Here is a 16013-nt window from a genome sequence, read left to right on the forward strand (position 1 = left end):
AAGATCAGGATGAAATTTGAGCATGATGATTGATCATCAACTCGGCGACGAAAGCCATCATCTCCCAAGAACATTGCGCTTGAGGGAAGTGGTTGAGTTCGACGCCAGTTATCAAACAAATTGCCGCGGCGTGCAACCAATATAACAAGTCCGTCGCTGGCACAAGACGGTTGATCAGCAGAAGTAGGCCGACATACGCCAAAAGGGCGATTACCAGAGGCAGAAAGGAGACATCCATGCAGCAGATCCTAATAGACGCAATACGGAAAAGTGGAGACTATCGGGCGCTTGTAAGAGCCAAGCGCCGCTTTAGCTTCACTTTTGCCGGACTGATGACACTGACTTATTACGGATTCATCGTTCTCGTGGCCGCTGCGCCTCGCTTTTTGGCACGGCCGATCTACCACGGCGCTTCCACCAGCATCGGCATCGTTGCCGGTGTAATCGTCATTGTGACTGCTGTCAGTCTGACCGGATGGTACGCGCTTGTCGTGACCCGCGTCCTCGACCCCAGTATGAAACGCGTCTTGCAGAAATCCGGCGGAGCGCACGCAGAATGAAACCGACATTACACATTCCGCTTCTCGCTCTCTGTGTTCCAGCTTGCGTTCAGGCCGCCGAGGGGAACGCTTCCGCTGTCCACGGAGCGACGCTGAACCCTATCGCCATTTCGATGTTCTTCCTGTTCGTATGTGTGACTCTCGCAATTACACGTTGGGCCGCCCGTCGAAATACATCGACGCGCGCTTTCTATACAGGCGCCGGCAACATTACCGGGCTACAGAATGGGCTCGCGATGGCGGGCGACTTCATGTCCGCTGCGTCCTTCCTGGGCCTTTCCGGCATGGTTTTCGCGTTTGGCCTTGATGGCCTTATCTACGCCATCAGTTTTCTTGTCGGATGGCCATTCCTCATGTTTCTGCTCGCCGAACCGCTGAGAAACCTAGGCAAGTTCACCTTTGTGGACGTGGTCGCACACCGGTTGCAACAGGTTCCAATACGGTTGCTTACCTCGTGTACTTCGCTCGTAGTCGTCGTCTTTTTTCTGATCGTGCAGATGGTCGGCGCGGGCAAGCTAATCGAGTTGCTTTTTCATCTACCGTACTGGATTGCCGAAGTGATCGTCGGCATATTGATGGTCACGTACGTTTCATTTGGAGGGATGACCGCAACTACATGGGTACAGATAATCAAGGCTGGCCTCCTTCTTTTTGGCGTAACGTTCATGGCGGTAGCCTCTCTTGCTCAATTTGGTTTCAGTCCAGAGGCGATGTTCACCGCGGCGATTCACGCCCATCCGCACTCGGAAGCGATCATGGGGCCAGGACACCTCATGCACGAGCCACTAAACGCACTATCGCTCGGCATAGCCGGCATGCTCGGTCCAGCGGGATTTCCTCATATCCTGATGCGTTTCTTCACCGTTCGTGACGCGGCAGAAGCAAGAAAGTCGGTATTCTTCGCGACGGGCTTTATTGGATATTTTTACCTTCTCACCTTTGTCATCGGTTTTTCTGCGATCGCCCTTCTCTCCCAACATCCAGAATTCTTCAAAATTGGTTCGACCGGTCAGTTTCTGCTCACCCGAGACCTTATCGGGGGAACAAACATGGTCGCCGTTAACCTTGCCAAGGCGGTCGGAGGAAGTGTCTTTTACGGCTTCATTGCCGCTGTGACTTTTGCGACCATACTCGCCGTGGTAGCGGGTCTGACATTGGCCGGCGCGGCAACCGTGTCGCACGATCTATATTCTTCGTGCATAGCTCGCGGGAAACAGTCCGATCGCCGGGAGATGCAGATATCTCGCATATCAACTGTCGCACTAACGATGGTCGCAGTAGGCTTGGGCATTCCTTTTGAGCACGTGAATGTCGCGTTTATCGTCAGCATGGGAGCAGCGATTGCCGCCAGCGCCAATTGCCCCGTTCTTCTCTGTTCAATATTCTGGCGAGGCACAACCACGCTAGGCGCCGTGCTTGGCGGCCTACTCGGCCTTGTCTCGGCCGTGGTTTTGACAATCCTGTCCAAACCGGTATGGGTTGATGTCATGCAACATGCCACCGCGCCCATCAGTCTAGACAATCCTTCTCTTTTTTCCGTGCCGCTCGCCTTCGCAGGCATATTTGTCTTCTCGAAGCTCGACCGCACTGCCCGCGCCAAAAAGGAAATTGCCGCCTTCGACGCGCAGGAGTTCATCTCCCAGACAGGCATTTCACCTATGGAGGCCACCAGTCACTGATGTAGCGCAAGACGCTGTGCAGGCCAGCGCCTGTACGGCGCCTCGCTAACAGTGACCCATCTCAGCGTGCATTGGGGCCTATCCATGACGCCTCGCGGCCGAACTTAAACGTGGTTGCGGGCGTCGCCAGTGTCGCGAAGAACCCATCGGTTTGCCTGTCTGACTGCCGACTTGCTCTTGGCCGCTATATGCCAGCGATGCTGGACATGACTGTTGCTCCGCGAGCGCGCCAAACACCAGTCGCTCCTTCAACCTCGCGAAGTGCCGCAGCCGCGTTGATGTCAAGTTTCAGTTGACGGCTCGTTGACTTTCACAAATGCGCTTCAAATGCGAATAGGTTTATACTTCGCATGCGAACGTTTAAGCGCGATGGCGTTCCAGAGGAGGCACCTCTCGACGCCGCGAATTTTGGCAGGCAAGTTGACGACCCCAGAATTCAAAGTTGAGCTATCAGGTAGTGGTGCACCGGCCGTCACATGGAACGACTTGCAAGCGCCGAAGCGAAAGAACCCTTCACGGCGTTTGCGCAGAAGCGCCGGCCGGATTTCACGAAAGTCGTTCGACAGTAGGACGGTACGGATTGCGAACGCGCGGACAACCATCGTGTTGGCGCTCGTTTGAACAAAATCAGGAGAGGAAAGGATGAATCCGTTGGAAATGAGCGGTCTTGAATTGCTGCGCGCCGCCGTGTCAGGCGACTTGCCGCGGTCTTCGATGGCGGAGACGATTCCCATGTGGTTCACAGAGGTCGACCCTGGATATGTGAAGATGACAGCGCGCGCCGGCAGCCAGCATCTGAATCCACTTGGCGGCGTGCACGGCGGCTTCGCCGCAACCGTACTCGATTCCGTGACGGGTTGCGCCGTGCACTCGATCTTGGAGGCCGGCGTCGGTTACGGCACGATCGACCTGCAAGTGAAAATGCTGCGGCCTGTGCCGCGCGATCAGGACGTCGTGGCGGAAGGCCGCACGGTCCACGTCTCGAGGAACATCGCAACCTCGGAAGGTACGTTGAAATCCCTCGACGGGAAACTTCTCGCGACGGCAACGGCGACTTGCTTTTTGAAGAGAGGTTGAACCGGTGACTGATCACCGAACTGCGATCCAAACGCTCGTGCCGTAGCCACAAAAGCATTCGCAACGTCCGCCGTCGTATCCCCGGGCACCGGTAATCAGTCGCGTTTCCAGTCATACGAAACGTGGCGCGGCTCGCGTGTGCGAGCCGCGAAAGCATGCTTCGCGGTTGTCCGCGCGAACGGTGTTCAGTGATCGACTGCCTTCGCCGACAGCATGCCCGTCTGCCCATAAAATTCCTGCAGCGCAAACGCTTGCCGCTCTCGCTGCGCACGCGCGCCGCGATCCAGCATCGAGAAGACCCAGATGCCCGCGAACGCGAGCGGCACCGAAATCAGTGCGGGGTTGTCGAGGGACACCAGCGCATGTGCCCGATGCAGCACGTCGACCCATACTGATTTCGAAAACAGTGTCAGCAGCACTGCGGAAGTCAGCCCGAGACTGCCGCCCACCACCGCGCCGCAGGTCGTCATGCCGCGCCAGAAAATCGACGACACCAGCACCGGAAAATTCGCACTTGCAGCGACGGCCGCCACGAGACCGACCAGGAACGCCACATTGACGTGCTCGAAGAGAATGCCAAGTCCGATCGCGACGACGCTCAGTATCAGTGTCGCGAGACGTGACATGCGCATTTCGTGAGCTTCGTTGACTTTACCGCGCGCGAGCCAGCATGCGTAAAGATCGTGTGAAACCGTGGTCGCCCCGGAGAGCGTAAGGCCCGCGACCACCGCCAGGATCGTCGCGAACGTCACGGCGGCGATGAAGCCGTAGAAGAGGTTGCCGCCCACCGCCTGCGCCAGCTTGACGGCAACCATGTTCGAGCCGCCGACGAGGTCGCGCGTGAGATTGAAATGCCCGTCGACGGCAGCCTTGAAGAACTCGGGATGCTGCGCAAGCAGTGCGATCGCGGAGAAGCCAATCACGAAGGTCAGCAGATAGAAATACCCGATAAGCCCGGTGGCGACGAACACGGACTTGCGCGCCTCCTTCGCGCTGGGCACTGTGAAGAAGCGCATCAGGATATGGGGGAACCCTGCGGTGCCGAACATCAGCGCGATGCCAAGCGAAAGTGCGTTGAGCGGATCCTTCAGCAGTTTGCCGGGGCCCATGATGCTGAGTGAGCCGGGATGGACGTCGACCGCGCGTCGAAACATCTCGTCGGGATTGAAGCCAAATTGCGCGAGCGCGGTGACGGCCATGAACGTCGCGCCGCATAGCAGGAGCACGGCTTTGATGATCTGCACCCAGGTGGTCGCCGTCATGCCCCCAAAGAACACGTAGATCACCATCAGCACGCCGACGACGACTTCCGCGATCCAGTACTGCAACCCGAACAACAACTGGATCAGCTTGCCCGCACCGACCATCTGCACGACCAGATAGAAGACCACGACGACGAGCGACGTGCTGGCAGTCAGGAGGCGAATCGGTGCCTGCTCGAACCGGTAGGCGACCACGTCGACGAACGTAAACTTACCGAGATTGCGCAAGGGCTCGGCGAGCAGGAACATCACAAACGGCCAGCCGACCAGAAAACCGATCGAATAGATCAGGCCATCGAATCCGAACACGAACACCATGCCGGAGAGGCCCAGGAACGAGGCTGCGGACATGTAGTCCCCGGCAATGGCGAGCCCGTTCTGAAAGCCGGAGATGCCGCCACCCGCGCTGTAGAAGTCCTTTGTCGTGCGGGTCCTGCGCGACGCCCAGCGCGTAATGCCGAGCGTGACAAGTACGAATAAGAGGAACATGCCGATTGCGACGGGATTCAGCTCGACATGATCCGGCACCGGGCCTTCGACGGAGGAGGCGTGAGCGAGCGCGGCCATGGAGGCAAGGCTCGCACAGGAGAGGAAGCGAACGAGTTTCATCAATGGCTCTCCTTCCCTGCACTGGCGAGAAGCGCGCTCATTGAAGGATCGAGTGTGCGGTTCGCGCGCAGCACGTACCAGCCGGTCATTCCAACCGCGATCAGGATGATGCCGACGCCCACGACGATGCCGATACTCGTCGTGGCTCCGGCATACAGCGGATGGGCCAGCACTTGAGGTGCGAGGGCGACGAACAGGATAAAGCCGTAGTACGTGATGATCATCAGCGCTGTCAACGTGAAGCTGAAACGGCGACGTGACGTGATGAGCCGCTGGTACGCGGGGCTCGCCTTGATTGAATCGATGTGGACATGCTGCATGGGTTGTCTCCTGCCTGTTGTCTGCTGACGTCTTTGACGACGAATGGAATGAGCTTCGGTAGCTCGATGCAACTGCTTGACGGGCTGCTTTCAACAGCGCTTGTTATGGATGGGGGACGGTGTTCGGCTGGCGAGGGGAATATCGCCTCGCGCCGCGTGACTGCATGACTGCATGACTGACGCCGGCACGACACGTGCGGCGTCCATGAACCCGATCAGGCGATCGCTACCCGCGCCAGCGCCTGCCGCATGTCACTCTCGAAGCGGCGGACGATGTCGGCAAGCGGTTCGATACGGTCGACGAACGCGAGCGACTGCCCGGCAGAAAGCAGCCCCTTCGACCAGTCGCCCGTGACGTATGCGTTGCGGCCGAGCTTGCCGGCAACCATCGGCATCAGGTCCTGAATGGTCGCATTCGGGTTCTGTGCCTCGATCTCCTTCACAACGGCCGTCGTCTCGTTGCGCAGCGTGCGCACGGTATTGCGCAGGGACTGCATGCACAATTCCGTGTCGGTCGGCCCGGCTTCCACCAGCCGCCGCTTGTAATCGGCATGTGCCCAGATCTCCTCGGCCACGGCGAAGCGCGTGCCGACGATTACGCCTGAAGCGCCCATCGCGAGCGCCGCGGCGAGTTGCGAGCCGCGGCCGATGCCGCCACCGATGAGGTAAGGAATGTCCAGGTGGCTTTCGGCCCACGCGGCGTTGACGAACGATCCCACCATGTCGAGTCCCGGATGTCCGCCGCATTCGGCTCCGACGATCGCGACGGCATCGACGCCGATCGAGGCCGCCTTGACTGCGAACCGTACTGCCGGAACCTTGTGGAGCACCTTGATGCCGGCCTGCCTCAGCAGCGGCATGAATGCCTCCGGACTGCGCCCGGAAGTTTCGACGAACTTAACGCCCTCTTCGACGATGAGCTCGAACACTTCCAGCGTCTTCTCGCCCGGGACGAGCTTCGGCAGCATCGAAACGTTGACGCCGAACGGGCCGCCTTCGCACAGGTCGCGACAGCGCCGGATCTCCGCGCGCAGTGCGCGCGGCTCCGGAAAGCTCGCGGCCGTGATGAAGCCGATGATGCCGGCGCGCGACGCGGCGGCGACATAGTCCGCATCGGCGAGCCACATCAGGCCGCCGGCGACGATGGGCAGGCGTGTACCGAACAGTCTGGTGACGCCATTGGAAAAAGCGATCTGGCTCATGCAACGATCCCCTAAGAAGTCAGGCCCAATGCAGCGTCAGACGACGCCGTCGGCCTTCAGTTGTGAAAGTCGTTCGTGGGACAGTCCGAGCAACGACTGGAGAACATCGTTCGTGCCTTCCCCGAGTTGCGGCGGAGCGTTTCTCACAGGCAGGCGCGCGCCGTCGAAGCGATAAGGCGGAGCGAGCACGGGCGTGCTGCCGGCCTCGGGATGCGCGTAACTCGTCACAAGCCCGGCCTCTGCCGCGCGCGTTGAGGTGAGCGCATCGTGAAGGCCGGCAACTTCGCCACAGGGAATGCAGGCTTGCGTCAGGTGCTCGAGCAGATCCTGGCGTTTTCTTTTGCCGATCTCGCGCTTGAGTTCGGGCGCGAGCACCTCGCGGTTGGCCGTGCGGGAGATATTCGTGCGGAAACGCTCGTCTTCGAAAAGATCGGGGCGTTCGATCACCTCGCGGCAGAAGCGCTCGTACTGCCGATTGTTGCCGACCGCGATGACGAGCGGCCCATCTTCTGCGTCGAATACGCCGTAGGGCATGATCGAAGGATGCGAATTGCCGTAGCGCGGCGGGTCCTCACCCATGATCAGCGCCTCCAGGCCGTAGTACGCGGTGATCATCAGGCCGCAGTCGAAGAGCGCCATTTCGATGTGCCGTCCCTTGCCGGTTTTCTGGCGCTCGTAGAGCGCGGCGAGCACCGCCTGGGCGGAGTACATCCCGGTGAACAGGTCGACGGCGGCCACACCGAACTTGAGCGGCGGCCGATCGGCTTCCCCGTTGAGCGCCATCAACCCAGCCTCGCCCTGAATGACGAGATCGTAGCCGGGACGTGCCGCTTCCGGTCCGCGGCGATCGTAGCCGGAGATCGAACAATAGATGAGATCTTCGTGTCCTTCCTTGAGCTGGTCATAGCCAAGGCCGAGCTTTTCCGCACCGCCGAACTTGAAGTTCTGGATCACGACATCGCTTTGCTGTGCCAGTTCGCAGGCGATCTGCTGGCCCTCGGCGGTTTGCAGGTCGAGACACACCGAGCGCTTGTTGCGGTTGACACTATTGAAGTAAGCCGTCTCGGTCGTGCCGACGCGCACTCCCCAGTCGCGCGTGTCGTCACCGCGCTTTGGATGCTCGACCTTGATGATTTCGGCGCCGAGATCGCCGAGCACCATGGCGCACCAGGGTCCGGCAAGCACGCGGGACAGATCCAGAACGCGAACGCCGGCGAGCGGGAGAGAACAATTCAGGTTCGACATGGCAAATCCGGAGTGAAAAGGGATGATGACGAGCGCGCCACGTCTATTGGGAAGGCACGGCCCGCGCGCGACGCAACGCCGGGAAATCAGCGGGGCGTTTGTCGAAGAAGGCGTCAATGCCTTCAGCAGCCTCGTCGTCACCGAGCGACTCCGCCATGTACTGGGCTTCAAGGTCCAGTTGCGCTTCGAGCGTGTTCTCACCGGCGTGGCGGCACAGGCTCTTGATCCGGGCGGCCGCGCGTTCGGGGCCGGCCGCAACCGACTGTGCCATGGCGATGGCCTCCGTGAGTGCTCTGCCTGGCTCGACGAGGCGATTCACAACGCCGAGCGTCTGCATGCGTTCGCCCGTGACAGGCCTGCCCGTTAGGCACAATTCGGTCAGCAGTTGCCGGGAGACGAACCCGGACAGAAACGCGGTCGCGCCGCCATCGGGCGAAAGGCCGACCTTGATGTACGCCACCGAGAACGACGCATTGCGCGCGGCGACCAGCATGTCACACGCCAGTGCGATCGACAGGCCCGCGCCGGCCGCCGCTCCCTCGACTGCCGCGATCACAGGCTTGCTGCAGTCGCGAATGGCGCGAATCATGTCGTGCATGCCTTCGATGCCCGCGCGCCGTTCGGGCGGCGTCATGGCGCGCCGCTGCGCGAGGCGTTTCAGATCGCCGCCTGCGCAGAAAGCTCCACCCACACCCGTCAGTACGACTGCGCCGACATCGGGATCGCGCTGCGCCTGTTCGAGCGCAGCCGGTAGCGCCGTGTACACCTCGGGCGTGAGCGCGTTGCGCGCGGCCGGGTTGTTCAACGACAGCAGTTGCACCGCGCCGTCGCGATGCACAAGGACAGGTTCATTCATGGCGCTCACTCCTTCCCAGTGTGATATAGCGTTCGAGATGGTGATCTTCGTCGCCGAGCTGATGATCGATCATCACAAGGCGCTTCGCGTAGTGCGCAAGCGGCAGCTCCCACGTCATGCCGATGCCGCCGTGCATCTGGATGCATTCCTCGGCAACGCGAGTGCCGATGTGCCCGATCGTGTACTTCGCCGCTGACAGCGCGCGTTCGCGCTCAACGCGGCCCGCGCCAAGCGCGGCGGCGGCGTTGATGACGGCGGAGCGGGCCTGCTCGATTTCCAGCAGCAGGTCAGCCATGCGGTGCTGCAGCGCCTGGAAGCTGCCGATCGCGACGCCGAACTGCTTGCGCGTGCGCAGATACTCGAGCGTGTGGTCTTTCGCGACATCCATCGCGCCCACGGCCTCCGCGCATAACGCCAGCACGCCGGCGCCGATGCAGAATTCGAGCCTCGCGAATGCCGTGTCCCGTTCGCCGAGCAACGCGTCGTCGGGGAGGCACACTTCGTTCAGACAGATTTCGGCGGCCCGTCCGCCGTCGATCTTCCGATAGCCGCGCACATCGAGGCCCACCGTCTCGCGCGGAACGACAAAGAGCGAGATTCCCGCTTCGGCGTCTGCCACACCGCTCGTACGCGCCGAGACGAGGAAGAAGTCGGCCTCCGCGCCCTGCTGCACGACGGTCTTGGCCCCCGTCAGCACCCAGCCGTTCGAGCCACGCACGGCGCGCGTCGACACCTTCGTCAGTTCGTAGTGCGAGCCGGGTTCGTCATGTGCGAGCGCCGCCACGGCACGCCCCTCGACCAGACTCGCGATGAGCGCCTTCTGCGCCTCGCTGCCTGTATGGGCAAGCGCGTGTCCGACCACCAGCGCACCGAGGAACGGCTCGACCACGAGTCCCCGCCCGAGGCTCTCAAACACGACGGCGATATCGAAGCCATCGCCGCCATATCCACCGTCGGTCTCCTTGAAAAGCGCGCCGACGATGCCCAGTTCCGCGAAACGGACCCACAGTTCGCGGCTGAAACCCGAGTCGCTGTGCGCGAGCGTGTCACGCGTAGCGAAGCCATACTGCTCGCTCACGAAGCGGTTCAGCGTATCCGCCAGCATGCGGCGGTCTTCGGTATGCTGGAAATTCATCGCGATCCTCTTACAGTCCCAGGATCATCTTCGAGATGATGTTCTTCTGGATTTCGTTGGAGCCGCCGAAGATCGACAGCTTGCGGTTGTTGAAATAGAGCGTGGCTGCGCTCGCGGCTTCCTCGGGACCGACGCTTGCCTCGTCATAGCCCTCGTGCAGCGCGTCTTCGATGAAGGGCTGCGCATACGGTCCCACCGCGCGACGCATCAGCGACGAGATCTCCTGGCGGATCTCGGTGCCGCGAATCTTGAGCATCGAGCTTTCCGCACCCGGCACGCCGCCGCCCGCCACCGCGGCGATCACACGCAGATTGGTCGTCTTCATGTTTTCGAGGTCGACCTCGACGCGAGCGAGGCGCGCCGCAAACAATGGATCGTCGGCAAGCGGTGCGCCATTGCGCGTGACCTTTCCCGCGACCCGGCGCAATCGCGCCAGCGCCGCGACCGAGAAGCCGACGCCCGCGATGTTCGTGCGCTCATAGGTCAGCAGATATTTCGCGACCGTCCAGCCCTTGTTCTCCTCACCGACGAGATTGGCCGCCGGCACACGCACATCGGTGAAGAACACCTCGTTGATCTCGTGCTCGCCTTCGAGCGTGATGATCGGACGCACCTCGACGCCCGGTGCGTTCATGTCCACGAGCAGAAAGCTGATGCCCTCCTGTTTGCGCACATCGGATGCCGTGCGCACGAGGCAGAAGATCATGTTCGCGTGCTGACCGAGCGTGGTCCACGTCTTCTGGCCGTTGACGATGTAGTGCTCGCCTTGCGCATCGATGCCGCGCACCGCAGTCGTCTTTACGGACGCGAGGTCCGAACCCGAACCCGGTTCGGAATAGCCCTGGCACCACCAGTCGGAGCCATCGAGTATGCGCGGCAGCCAGTAGCGCTGCTGCGCTTCGCTGCCATACCTGATGAGCACGGGTCCGAGCATGTTCACGCCGAACGGCAAGATGCGCGGTGCGGCCGCCAGCGCGCATTCGTTCTCGAAGATGAACTTCTGCACGGCGTTCCAGCCTGGACCGCCATACTGTTCCGGCCAGTGACTCGCGAACCAGCCCTGTTCGTTCAGGATCGCGTGCCATTCTTCCATGTCGCTACGCGTGAGGCGCCAGCCGCTGCGAACCTTGTCGGAGAGCCTCGCCGGCAGTTTTTCCTTCAGAAAGCGCACGACGCGCTCGCGAAAGGCTTCCTCCTCGGGGGTGAAGTTCAGATCCATGACCTCGTGTCTCTCAATAGATTTCGAAAAGCCCCGCGGCACCCATGCCGCCGGCCATGCACATCGTGACGACGGCATACTTCACGCCGCGCCGCCGTCCTTCGATGAGGACGTGTCCCGCGAGACGCGAGCCGGTCATGCCGAACGGATGCCCGATGGAAATCGCGCCGCCGTTCACGTTCAGACGCTCGGCCGGAATCTCGAGACGCCGCTGGCAATAGAGCGCCTGCGATGCGAACGCTTCGTTGAGCTCCCACAGGCCAATGTCGTTCACCGTGAGCCCATGACGCGCGAGCAGCTTCGGCACGGCGAGCACCGGACCGATGCCCATTTCATCCGGCTCGCAGCCCGCCACCGCCAGACCGCGAAACGCGCCGAGCGGAGCGAGGTTCGCGCGTTCGGCGGCCTTCGCTTCCATCATCACGCAGGCAGAAGCGCCATCGGCGTTCTGCGACGAGTTGCCCGCCGTGATGTACTTTTCCGGGCCCTTGACAGGCGCAAGCTTCGCGAGCGCCTCATACGTCGTACCGGGGCGATTGCAGGTGTCGGCCGAGACCGTCACCTCTCGCTGGCTGACGGCGCCCGTCTCCTTGTCGGTCACGGCCATCGCGGTCGTGACCGGCACGATCTCGTCGGCGTAGCGGCCGGCGAGCTGTGCTTGCGCGGTGCGCCGCTGGCTTTCCACCGAAAAACGGTCCTGCTCTTCCCGGCTGATCCCGTAGCGCTGAGCCACGATGTCGGCGGTGTCGATCATCGTCATGTAGAGCGACGGCTTGTGTTCCACGATCCATGGGTCGAGCCCGCTCACACCGTCTTCGCGGGTACGGATGCCGGAGATGCTTTCGACGCCGCCGGCGATCATCGCCGGTGCACCGTCGGCGACGATGCGGCCGGCGGCCATCGCGATTGCCTGAAGCCCGGAAGCGCAGAAGCGGTTCACGGTGGTGCCCGCGATCGACAGCGGCAACCCCGCGCGGATCACGGTCTGGCGTGCGATGTTGCGGCCGGTCGTACCTTCCGGATAGCCGCAGCCAAGGATCGCGTCCTCGATCAGTTGCGGGTCGATGCCCGAGCGTTCGACGGCGGCGCGCACGGCAAACGATGCGAGCGTGGGGCCGGGTGTGATGTTGAATTCGCCGCGATGCGCCTTGGTCAGCGGCGTGCGTGCGGTGGAAACAATGACAGCTTCGCGCATGGTCTGAATCCTGAATTTGAAACGGGTATTTGACGGGTTGAGCGGATCAGGCGGAACGATCGAGGCTCGCCAGTGTGGCGCGGCGCTTGACGAGATCGACGATGAGCGGCGACGGTTGCCAGAAGACCGGGTCGTGTTGCTTGAACTCGCGGATGTCGGCGCCGCCGATGAAGGTGCGCCTCGCGTCGATCAGCAATACGGCTTGCCTGAGCGCGACGCCGGTCGCTTTGAGGGTCATTGCCCTTGTCTCCATGTAATTCGTGTTGGGTCATTGTGAAACGCAGCAACTGCATTGACAATCCAACTGGCAATTGACGAACTGTTAACTGAAAATTGACGGTGTAGCGCCGGCAAGACTTAGCCAGTGAAAGCTCGATATTGACGATACGTGGCGGGGGATGGCGGGTTCGGATGACCCGAGCGCGGAACAGGAGAAATGCCCTGTTTTAGGCCCTGTTTTCAGGCCCAGGTTTGCGCGAGTGAGACGATTTCGGCTCGCAGATAGTCGATCAGGGCCTGCGTCGCCGGCGACGGAAAACGATTGGGGAGCGTCACGATATACAGCGTGTTCTGCAAGCCGGCGACGCGGTACTGCGGCAGGATCCGCAACAGTTCGCGGCACTTGGGCGCATACGGCACATAGGCCGGCAACAGCCCGACACCCATGCCCTGACTCACCGCTTCCGCCAGAAACGGATAGTCGGACGACTGCAGCGCAGGCTGCATCGTGATGGTGTGGACATCGGCGTCGTCCTGCCGGTGCGTGAGCGTCATCGTGACCCGCCGCTCTGGGTAAGGCGACGCGACCAGCGTCTGCGCTTCGAGATCCGCCGGACAGTCAATCGGACCATGCTTCTCGAGATAGCCGGCCGACGCATAGAGGTTCCAGTCAATCGAGCAGATGTTGCGCGCCACGCAGTCCAACGGTGGCGTCGCCGTGATCCTCAACGCGACGTCGACTTCCGCAGCGATCAGATCTTCGATCCGGTTGTTGAACGTGACATTGAGTGTGATGCTCGGATGCATCCGCGCGAATTCGAGCAGCTTCGATCCGATGAACATCCTGCCGAAGCCTGTCGGCACGCTGATGCGAACGCGACCGCTCAAGGTTCGCCCGAGGCTGTCAATCGACGCGCGAGCCGTGCTCAGGTCTTCCAGCATGCGCAGGCCACAGTCGTACAGCGTACGCCCGGCTTGCGTCAGTTCGAAATTCCGTGTCGAACGGCGCAGCAACTGCGCGCCCGTTTCGCGTTCCAACAGCTTGAGCCGCTGGCTGATGTTCGAGCGCGTCATACCAACCTTGCGCGCGGCGGCGCTGAGGCTATGCGATTCGACGATCTCGATGAACAAGCCGATCAGGTTCAGGTCCATGGTGCGTCGATTAACCAAAACTGGAGAATTCGGAACTCCGAAACGAGAAAGCGATCCTGCACTGCTACCTCCGCCCGAATTCACTATCGGCGCTGTTCACGTGAGCGAACCCCGCGCACTTGCTGACCTGGTGCCAGTCCGGACCTTGAGAAATCGCGCAATCGCGAACCGGATCGCCTGATCGAAGCTGGCTTCGGTGGCGAGATGACGATTGTCGATTGATACGAGCCAACCTCGCGCAGAATTGCACCAGCGGATGCGACGCTCGTCGTAGAGACTGGAGAACATCCGCCACAGGTCAGCATCTTCCTGATTCGCGGACGCTGCGGCCATGAGCCGGCGCAACTCGAAGTTTGTCATTGCATTCACGACCACCTCGCTCGTGCACGTGGCCACGCTTACAGGCGCTCGATTGCGATCGCAATTCCCTGCCCGACCCCGATGCACATGGTGCAAAGTGCAAAGCGTCCCTGCGTACGCTGCAGCTGATACATCGCCGTCGTGACCAGTCGCGCACCGCTCATGCCGAGCGGATGGCCCAACGCAATGGCGCCGCCGTTCGCATTGACGCGTGCATCGTCATCCGCGACACCCAGCGCGCGCAACACCGCGAGGCCTTGCGACGCGAACGCTTCGTTCAGTTCGATCACATCGAATTGGTTGATGCTCATGTTCAGGCGCATGAGCAACTTTTGCGTCGCGGGCGCAGGGCCGATACCCATCACGCGCGGATCGACGCCGGCCGTCGCCATGCCCAGCACACGCGCGCGCGGTGTCAGGCCATAGCGCTTCGCGGTCTCTTCGCTTGCCAGCAGCAAGGCCGCCGCGCCATCGTTGACGCCGGACGCGTTGCCTGCTGTCACCGTGCCGTCAGGACGCACGACGCCCTTTAGCTTTGCCAGCGTCTCGAGACTCGTTTCGCGCGGATGCTCGTCCTTGGAGACGACGATCGCATCGCCCTTCTTTTGCGGAATCGTCACCGAAACGATTTCCTGAGCGAGCGTGCCGTTCTGCTGCGCACGCGCGGCCTTCTGCTGGCTGCGCAGCGCGAATGCATCCTGATCGGCGCGGCTGATGTTGTAGTCGGTTGCGACGTTTTCGCCCGTTTCCGGCATCGAATCGACGCCGTACATTTTCTTCATCAGCGGATTGATGAAACGCCAGCCGATGGTCGTGTCGTAGATGTCGGCCTGACGCGAAAACGCGCTCGTCGCCTTGCCCATCACGAAGGGCGCGCGGCTCATGCTTTCCACGCCGCCCGCCACCATCAGCCCGGCCTCGCCCGACTTGATCGCGCGCGCCGCAATGCCGATAGCGTCCATGCCCGAGCCGCACAGACGGTTCACCGTGGTGCCCGCCACCTCCTTGGGCAAGCCCGCCAGCAGCAGCGACATGCGCGACGTTGCGGTTATCCTCGCCCGCCTGGTTCGCGCAGCCGTAGATGACGTCGTCGATGGCGCTCCAATCGACTTCCTTGTTGCGCTCCATTAGCGCCTTGAGTGGCACCGCGCCCAGATCGTCGGCGCGCACCGACGACAGTGAACCCGCATAGCGGCCGATCGGCGTGCGAATCGCATCGCACAGAAGAGCCTCGCTCATACTGCCTTCTCCAATTTGAGGTTACAGGAGCTCCGTGGCTCCTTCAGTTTCAATCTTTTGCCAGCAAAAGTCCCGAATTGTTTCGCCGTTTTTCCCGCTGTACGCGAGTTTGAAGCGAGCTTGCTTCAGGTAGTTGCTACGAAATCTGGCACGACTGCAAACAGGTCTCCGACCAAGCCATAGTCTGCGACGCTGAAGATCGGCGCTTCTTCGTCCTTGTTGATCGCGACGATCACTTTGCTGTCCTTCATCCCGGCCAGATGCTGGATCGCGCCCGAGATGCCGACTGCGATGTACAGTTGCGGCGCGACGATCTTGCCGGTCTGGCCGACCTGATAGTCGTTCGGCACGAAGCCCGCATCGACGGCTGCGCGCGATGCGCCCAGCGCTGCGTTCAGCTTGTCCGCCAGCGGTTCTAGCACCTTCGTGTAGTTCTCGCCGTTGCCAAGACCGCGGCCACCGGAGACGATGATCTTCGCCGACGTCAGTTCCGGACGATCCAGCTTCGTCACTTCACGGCTGACGAAGGACGAGATGCCGAAGTCGGCTGCCGCTTCGATTTTCTCGACCGATGCGCTGCCGCCTTCCGCTGCCACAGGGTCGAAACCAGTCGTGCGGACCGTGATGACCTTGATCGGATCAGCCGATTGCACTGTTGCGATTGCGTTACCGGCATAGATCGGA

General features: G+C 61.5%; 17 protein-coding genes and 1 pseudogene. 3 read left to right on the forward strand and 15 right to left on the reverse strand.

Annotated features, from left to right (window positions below):
* Positions 1–4: 4 nt before the first annotated feature.
* Entirely contained in the window at positions 5–238 is a 234-nt protein-coding gene (locus tag P0D96_RS26325; protein ID WP_408316231.1) for a hypothetical protein, read from the reverse strand.
* Between P0D96_RS26325 and P0D96_RS26330 the strand changes: the two genes are divergently transcribed.
* Entirely contained in the window at positions 237–560 is a 324-nt protein-coding gene (locus tag P0D96_RS26330) for a DUF485 domain-containing protein (RefSeq protein ID WP_408316233.1), read from the forward strand. The genes P0D96_RS26325 and P0D96_RS26330 overlap by 2 nt on opposite strands.
* Positions 557–2239 carry a cation/acetate symporter ActP gene (actP, locus tag P0D96_RS26335; protein ID WP_408316235.1) on the forward strand — a complete coding sequence of 561 codons (1683 nt, stop codon included), beginning with the start codon at positions 557–559 and terminating at the stop codon, positions 2237–2239. The genes P0D96_RS26330 and actP overlap by 4 nt, the downstream gene beginning before the upstream one ends.
* Before the next feature lie 323 nt (positions 2240–2562).
* On the opposite strand, the gene P0D96_RS26340 is transcribed toward actP, so the two are convergent.
* On the reverse strand, positions 2563–2973 hold the full coding sequence (locus P0D96_RS26340; RefSeq protein WP_408316274.1) for a hypothetical protein: 411 nt from the start codon (positions 2971–2973) through the stop codon (positions 2563–2565).
* Here P0D96_RS26340 and P0D96_RS26345 point away from each other — a divergent pair.
* The gene (locus P0D96_RS26345; protein WP_408316237.1) at positions 2882–3316 is read left to right on the forward strand and encodes a PaaI family thioesterase; all 435 of its coding nucleotides are present in this window, start codon (positions 2882–2884) and stop codon (positions 3314–3316) included. The genes P0D96_RS26340 and P0D96_RS26345 overlap by 92 nt on opposite strands.
* A 185-nt stretch (positions 3317–3501) precedes the next feature.
* Here the strand turns inward: P0D96_RS26345 and P0D96_RS26350 are convergent, their stop codons facing one another.
* From P0D96_RS26350 to P0D96_RS26410, 13 genes and pseudogenes are all read right to left on the reverse strand, one after another.
* On the reverse strand, positions 3502–5187 hold the full coding sequence (locus tag P0D96_RS26350; protein WP_408316239.1) for a cation acetate symporter: 1686 nt from the start codon (positions 5185–5187) through the stop codon (positions 3502–3504).
* Positions 5187–5507 (reverse strand): DUF485 domain-containing protein, encoded by a 321-nt coding sequence (locus P0D96_RS26355; protein ID WP_408316241.1) that lies wholly within the window; start codon positions 5505–5507, stop codon positions 5187–5189. Before P0D96_RS26355 ends, P0D96_RS26350 begins: the two co-directional genes overlap by 1 nt.
* Before the next feature lie 215 nt (positions 5508–5722).
* Complete coding sequence (locus tag P0D96_RS26360) at positions 5723–6709, reverse strand: NAD(P)H-dependent flavin oxidoreductase (protein ID WP_408316243.1); 987 nt, start codon at positions 6707–6709, stop codon at positions 5723–5725.
* A 36-nt stretch (positions 6710–6745) separates the two neighbouring features.
* Positions 6746–7954 (reverse strand): CaiB/BaiF CoA transferase family protein, encoded by a 1209-nt coding sequence (locus P0D96_RS26365; protein ID WP_408179670.1) that lies wholly within the window; start codon positions 7952–7954, stop codon positions 6746–6748.
* Between the two features lie 43 nt (positions 7955–7997).
* A complete protein-coding gene (locus P0D96_RS26370; protein ID WP_408316245.1) occupies positions 7998–8810 on the reverse strand; it encodes an oxepin-CoA hydrolase, alternative type in 813 nt (270 codons plus the stop codon).
* The gene (locus P0D96_RS26375) at positions 8803–9945 is read right to left on the reverse strand and encodes an acyl-CoA dehydrogenase family protein (RefSeq protein WP_408316247.1); all 1143 of its coding nucleotides are present in this window, start codon (positions 9943–9945) and stop codon (positions 8803–8805) included. Before P0D96_RS26375 ends, P0D96_RS26370 begins: the two co-directional genes overlap by 8 nt.
* 10 nt (positions 9946–9955) lie before the next feature.
* A complete protein-coding gene (locus P0D96_RS26380; RefSeq protein ID WP_408316249.1) occupies positions 9956–11164 on the reverse strand; it encodes an acyl-CoA dehydrogenase family protein in 1209 nt (402 codons plus the stop codon).
* A 13-nt stretch (positions 11165–11177) separates the two neighbouring features.
* Positions 11178–12359 carry an acetyl-CoA C-acyltransferase gene (locus P0D96_RS26385; RefSeq protein ID WP_408316251.1) on the reverse strand — a complete coding sequence of 394 codons (1182 nt, stop codon included), beginning with the start codon at positions 12357–12359 and terminating at the stop codon, positions 11178–11180.
* Positions 12360–12405: 46 nt separating this feature from the next.
* Complete coding sequence (locus tag P0D96_RS26390; RefSeq protein WP_408316253.1) at positions 12406–12597, reverse strand: hypothetical protein; 192 nt, start codon at positions 12595–12597, stop codon at positions 12406–12408.
* A gap of 221 nt (positions 12598–12818) precedes the next feature.
* Positions 12819–13730, reverse strand: a complete 912-nt coding sequence (locus P0D96_RS26395; RefSeq protein WP_408316255.1) for a LysR family transcriptional regulator — start codon at positions 13728–13730, stop codon at positions 12819–12821.
* Positions 13731–13826: 96 nt separating this feature from the next.
* Positions 13827–14090: a hypothetical protein gene (locus P0D96_RS26400; RefSeq protein ID WP_408179683.1), complete on the reverse strand. Its 264-nt coding sequence runs from the start codon at positions 14088–14090 to the stop codon at positions 13827–13829.
* A gap of 38 nt (positions 14091–14128) precedes the next feature.
* Positions 14129–15329 (reverse strand): annotated as a pseudogene (pcaF, locus tag P0D96_RS26405) (3-oxoadipyl-CoA thiolase).
* A 125-nt stretch (positions 15330–15454) separates the two neighbouring features.
* On the reverse strand, positions 15455–16013 hold a 559-nt coding region (locus P0D96_RS26410; RefSeq protein WP_408316257.1), incomplete at its 5' end, for an electron transfer flavoprotein subunit alpha/FixB family protein.

This window comes from Paraburkholderia sp. RL17-347-BIC-D (assembly GCF_046027915.1).
GTDB lineage: Bacteria > Pseudomonadota > Gammaproteobacteria > Burkholderiales > Burkholderiaceae > Paraburkholderia.

Excerpts from the sequence above, each read along its gene's own strand:
- P0D96_RS26360 (WP_408316243.1), bottom strand. The coding sequence starts at position 6,709 with ATGAGCCAGATCGCTTTTTCCAATGGCGTCACCAGACTGTTCGGTACA.
- P0D96_RS26395 (WP_408316255.1), bottom strand. The coding sequence starts at position 13,730 with ATGGACCTGAACCTGATCGGCTTGTTCATCGAGATCGTCGAATCGCAT.
- P0D96_RS26330 (WP_408316233.1), top strand. The coding sequence starts at position 237 with ATGCAGCAGATCCTAATAGACGCAATACGGAAAAGTGGAGACTATCGG.
- P0D96_RS26345 (WP_408316237.1), top strand. The coding sequence starts at position 2,882 with ATGAATCCGTTGGAAATGAGCGGTCTTGAATTGCTGCGCGCCGCCGTG.
- P0D96_RS26365 (WP_408179670.1), bottom strand. The coding sequence starts at position 7,954 with ATGTCGAACCTGAATTGTTCTCTCCCGCTCGCCGGCGTTCGCGTTCTG.
- P0D96_RS26380 (WP_408316249.1), bottom strand. The coding sequence starts at position 11,164 with ATGGATCTGAACTTCACCCCCGAGGAGGAAGCCTTTCGCGAGCGCGTC.
- P0D96_RS26370 (WP_408316245.1), bottom strand. The coding sequence starts at position 8,810 with ATGAATGAACCTGTCCTTGTGCATCGCGACGGCGCGGTGCAACTGCTG.
- P0D96_RS26325 (WP_408316231.1), bottom strand. The coding sequence starts at position 238 with ATGGATGTCTCCTTTCTGCCTCTGGTAATCGCCCTTTTGGCGTATGTC.
- actP (WP_408316235.1), top strand. The coding sequence starts at position 557 with ATGAAACCGACATTACACATTCCGCTTCTCGCTCTCTGTGTTCCAGCT.
- P0D96_RS26400 (WP_408179683.1), bottom strand. The coding sequence starts at position 14,090 with ATGACAAACTTCGAGTTGCGCCGGCTCATGGCCGCAGCGTCCGCGAAT.
- P0D96_RS26355 (WP_408316241.1), bottom strand. The coding sequence starts at position 5,507 with ATGCAGCATGTCCACATCGATTCAATCAAGGCGAGCCCCGCGTACCAG.
- P0D96_RS26375 (WP_408316247.1), bottom strand. The coding sequence starts at position 9,945 with ATGAATTTCCAGCATACCGAAGACCGCCGCATGCTGGCGGATACGCTG.
- P0D96_RS26350 (WP_408316239.1), bottom strand. The coding sequence starts at position 5,187 with ATGAAACTCGTTCGCTTCCTCTCCTGTGCGAGCCTTGCCTCCATGGCC.
- P0D96_RS26385 (WP_408316251.1), bottom strand. The coding sequence starts at position 12,359 with ATGCGCGAAGCTGTCATTGTTTCCACCGCACGCACGCCGCTGACCAAG.
- P0D96_RS26390 (WP_408316253.1), bottom strand. The coding sequence starts at position 12,597 with ATGACCCTCAAAGCGACCGGCGTCGCGCTCAGGCAAGCCGTATTGCTG.
- P0D96_RS26340 (WP_408316274.1), bottom strand. The coding sequence starts at position 2,973 with ATGGGAATCGTCTCCGCCATCGAAGACCGCGGCAAGTCGCCTGACACG.